Here is a 3,953-nt window from a genome sequence, read left to right as displayed (position 1 = left end):
CATGGTGATGTCAAACCCAATGCCAACTGAAATAGTTCCGTATCTCTCATAGTAATTTGTCTCAACCTCCTCTATCTCTTGATGACTGATATCTATCATGTCTTGAATCGGATTACCCATACTTTTTAGCGAGGAGCCAATTAAATACCGGTATGGAAAAAGAACGAAAAAAACCTCCTGTATCATCGAAATACTTTCGGTATTCCGTATACCGTGAACGGCTGTATGGCAACCGGCGCTCCAGCAGGTTCCCTTTTTACTCTTCGGTCAGGAAAACCACCCCAGCAGATATCACCATGTGCATGTGTTTTCGTATGTATATTGACGTAAACATTTCCTGCGCGTATCCCTGCGATGCGCAACGAAAGAGGGCTGCCACGCATAGGTACGATCAAATTGGCTCCCGTAATGGTTTCCTGGGCCAGAATTCCGTCAAAAAGGCCGGGAATAAGTTTGGGAGGAGGACCGGCAGGATAAAGCCAAACTATAGGAGTTCCTATTTTTCCAGCCTTTCCAATTTGAAAAGTGATGATCTGGGCACATCTAGAACCAAGCTTTGATTCCGACCACAAAAGAAAAGACTTCAATATCTTCACCGTCGGCTCTGGTAAAATCCGCCGTTTCACCAAGCTTCCGGCTCCAGGATATACCTATATAGGGAGCAAATTCCCGGCGGATTTCATAGCGCAGCCGAAGCCCTAGTTCGATGTCATTAATACCCTGTCCGACTCCGTATTTTTCCACCTCCTGTACCGCAATACCGGTTTCGAATCGCGGCTGAAGCATCAGCCTCTGGGTGAGAAGCAAATCGTATTCGGCTTCAATTGTTGCTGAAATGTCTCCGTCCTCACTAATATAAGCGGTAGCCTCAACTTCAAACCAATATGGAGCAAGCCCCTGAATTCCGAATGCAGCGAAAGTCCGGTCGGGCTCGGGCCTGAAATCGTGGCGAACCCCAGCCTGCACATCCCAGAACGTGGCTATATTTCTACTGTAAAACAGCTCGGTTTCAACCTCCTCGATCTTTTTTTTGCCGGTCAGCCATGTTCCTTCACTCTTGAACCAAAGTTTGTTGTAATCTTCGCCTACCCAGGCTTGTACATCCCAAAGAAGAGTATCTTTTCCTTCTCCTGTTTGGTATTCCAGCCGGTCTGTCCGGAAGACGGCGAATATCTCGTTATCGTGGACCGGCTGCATGTCGAAGCTTTCTTGTGGCGCCGATTGGGTATCATTGGCATATTTTCGGATTTCCACACCTTTCTTTAATTCGGTGTCTACTTTATGATAGCCGAAAGAAAAATCGCGTTCTTCGAGACCATGAAAAGACTTGTCTGCGGACAAGCCTGCGGCGGGCAGAAGCATTAGAAATAGAATTATTGCCCATATCTTCATTGCGTTTTTTCCTTTTCAAGCAACCCTTACGACCTGAAACATGCCGGCTTCCATGTGGTAGAGCAGGTGGCAGTGGAAGGCCCAGTCACCCTTCTCAACCGGCGTGATGAGGACGGATAGCACTTCGCCAGGCTTTACCAGGAGCGTATGTTTGAAGGGCAGCTTGCCGGTTCCGTTTTCAAGCTGCATCCACATACCGTGAAGGTGTATCGGATGCTCCATCATAGTATGGTTGACAAGAAAGAGACGAAGTCTTTCATTGTGCCAAAAGAGATATGGTCCGGGATGCTCGCTGAATTTCTTCCCGTCGAACGAGAACATATACCGTTCCATATTGGCAGTAATGTTGATGGTCATTTCCCGGTCAACAACTTCGGCATAGGGTTGCGGTTCATTGGAAACCAGATCCTGGTAGGTCAGGACCCGCCAGCCGTCTCCTCCAATGCCTATACCAGGTTCGTCCAGGCGGTATTTAGGATTCATGATTACCATATCCACATTCGACCGGTTTTTATCCGGTTTGAATGGTTCCGGCCCGTTTGGGCCTGGGATTCGAGGATCACGTTCAGTCTGATTGCCACCGTGCCCCATCTCGTCGTGCATGCCATGATTCATACCTTCCATGCCGCCGTGAACCATTCCGCCCATGCCTATGTCCTCCAGACTTCTTACCGGACGAGGTCTCAACTGAGGAACAGGAGCTTCCATCCCTGATTCAGGTGACAGAGTACCCCGCGTGTAACCGCTACGGTCCATTGATTCCGCAAAAATGGTAAAAGCTTTATCCCTTGCCGGTTTTATCAACACATCGTATGTTTCAGCAACACCGATACGGAATTCGTGCACTGAGACCGGACGTACTGCCTTACCATCGGCCATAACTATTTCCATATCCAGGCCCGGAATACGCACATCGTAGTTTGTCGTAGCGGAAGCATTTATGAATCGCAGCCGTATGGTCTCACCAGGGTTAAAAACCGCCGTCCAGTTCATAGCCGGTGAATGACCGTTCATTAGATAAGTGTAAGTATAAGCCGTCACATCTGTCAAATCAACAGGGCTCATCCTCATCTTGCCCCATACCATTCGTTCAGCGATAGTATTGGCAAAGCCGCGATTACTTACATCATCTAAAAAATCCTGAACAGTTTGCCGCTGAAAATTATAGTAATCACCCATAAGGTTGATGTGACGGAAAATCGTTTCCGGATCTTCGAATGACCAGTCGGAGAGTACCACCGGATAGTCACGGTCATACTTGAAGGGTTCTTTTTCTTTCGGATCAATAATCAGAGGCCCGTATGTTCCGGTTTGCTCCTGGAAACGGGAATGGCTGTGGTACCAGTAAGTTCCGGCCTGCTTTACCCTGAAGCGATATTTATAGGTCTCCCCCGGGCGGATACCTTGAAAAGTTACTCCAGGTACACCATCCATTCGAAACGGTAACAGGATTCCATGCCAATGGATTGAAGCATCTTCCGTATCCATCAGACGATTGGTCACATTAAGCACTACATCATCGCCTTCCCGCAGATGTATAAGCGGCCCGGGGACTGAACCGTTTATGGCAGTTGCTGTCCCCTCGCGCCCATCTATGTTAATCGGTGAATAACCGATAGCAAGATCGTAACGGCGCTGAGAGGGTGCTGCTTTAATTCCGGAATTTGCCCGAAGCGCCCATGCCGGCAGAGGCAGGGCGCTGTGAAGACCTGCTAAAAAGAGACCTGCACCAGTTGTCCTGATAAAACTGCGCCGGGTGATATCTTTGGTAATATTCATCCTCTAAATATCTTACTTGCTGCTCTTGGCAGGTGCTGATTCAGCCTGCCCGGCAGATTCCTTGGACATTCCCATACACATACCGTGCATTTTCATCATCATATGTTTGACATTCTTGTAATCAATGGGAACTTCCGCTTCCTTGGTGAGTTTTAACTCTTTATCATATTTGTATATTTTGTTTCCGATCATGATAATGACGCCGCCATCTTCGGTTGCCACCATGCTTTTGCTCATCATGCCGCACATGGGCATCCCCTGCATCATACATCCACCCATGCTGTGCATACCCATCATACCTTTTTTCCCCATCATACCCTGGCCGGACATCATTTCCCCCATTTCCCCGCTTTGTTCCCCGCTGGTCTCTGCAAAGCAGATTGTACCGAAAACCAGAATGAATGCTGCTGCGATTGCCAAAAATGCTGTTTTTTTCATTTTCGTGTCTCCTTTTTTTGATTAAGGTTGAGTATTGAAAAAAATTATTTCCTTATTAATAGCATATGCGGAATATAAATACTGTCAATAGGTGCAGATTGGGAATCGCTTGTTTTTATAAATAGATATGCCATGAATTCAATAAATTATATTTTATCGATTTTACTGATTTTAAAATATTTTTTGTATAAATTTGATAATAACGAGGTAATTTCAAAAGTCTCGCATTGATCCGATTATTTTTATAAAAAGCAGTTGAAATACCAAATAACATATTGATTTAATAAAGAGAATGCTCTATTATCTTCTTAAATTCACCAATTCAAGAAAGGATGATAATATGA

The 3,953-nt window shown here is 46.1% G+C and carries 5 protein-coding genes; all 5 read right to left on the bottom strand.

What is annotated here, in order from left to right; translation table 11 throughout:
* On the bottom strand, positions 1-186 hold a 186-nt coding region (locus tag VXK47_RS15180), incomplete at its 3' end, for a hypothetical protein (RefSeq protein ID WP_435549632.1).
* On the bottom strand, positions 183-587 hold the full coding sequence (locus tag VXK47_RS15175) for a hypothetical protein (protein ID WP_435549631.1): 405 nt from the start codon (positions 585-587) through the stop codon (positions 183-185). The genes VXK47_RS15175 and VXK47_RS15180, both read right to left, overlap by 4 nt.
* Positions 544-1,392, bottom strand: a complete 849-nt coding sequence (locus VXK47_RS15170; protein WP_435549630.1) for a copper resistance protein B — start codon at positions 1,390-1,392, stop codon at positions 544-546. Before VXK47_RS15170 ends, VXK47_RS15175 begins: the two co-directional genes overlap by 44 nt.
* A 15-nt stretch (positions 1,393-1,407) precedes the next feature.
* On the bottom strand, positions 1,408-3,171 hold the full coding sequence (locus VXK47_RS15165) for a copper resistance system multicopper oxidase (protein ID WP_435549629.1): 1,764 nt from the start codon (positions 3,169-3,171) through the stop codon (positions 1,408-1,410).
* A gap of 12 nt (positions 3,172-3,183) precedes the next feature.
* Positions 3,184-3,609: a hypothetical protein gene (locus VXK47_RS15160; protein WP_435549628.1), complete on the bottom strand. Its 426-nt coding sequence runs from the start codon at positions 3,607-3,609 to the stop codon at positions 3,184-3,186.
* Positions 3,610-3,953 lie beyond the last annotated feature (344 nt).

Origin of the sequence: Desulfobacterium sp. N47, from assembly GCF_051233685.1 — a bacterium.
Classification (GTDB): Bacteria; Desulfobacterota; Desulfobacteria; order Desulfobacterales; family RPRI01; genus RPRI01.
The sequence above is the reverse complement of the archived record's forward strand: the minus strand, read 5'-3'. Positions and strand labels throughout refer to the sequence as shown.

Excerpts from the sequence above, each read along its gene's own strand:
- VXK47_RS15170 (WP_435549630.1), bottom strand. The coding sequence starts at position 1,392 with ATGAAGATATGGGCAATAATTCTATTTCTAATGCTTCTGCCCGCCGCA.
- VXK47_RS15165 (WP_435549629.1), bottom strand. The coding sequence starts at position 3,171 with ATGAATATTACCAAAGATATCACCCGGCGCAGTTTTATCAGGACAACT.
- VXK47_RS15160 (WP_435549628.1), bottom strand. The coding sequence starts at position 3,609 with ATGAAAAAAACAGCATTTTTGGCAATCGCAGCAGCATTCATTCTGGTT.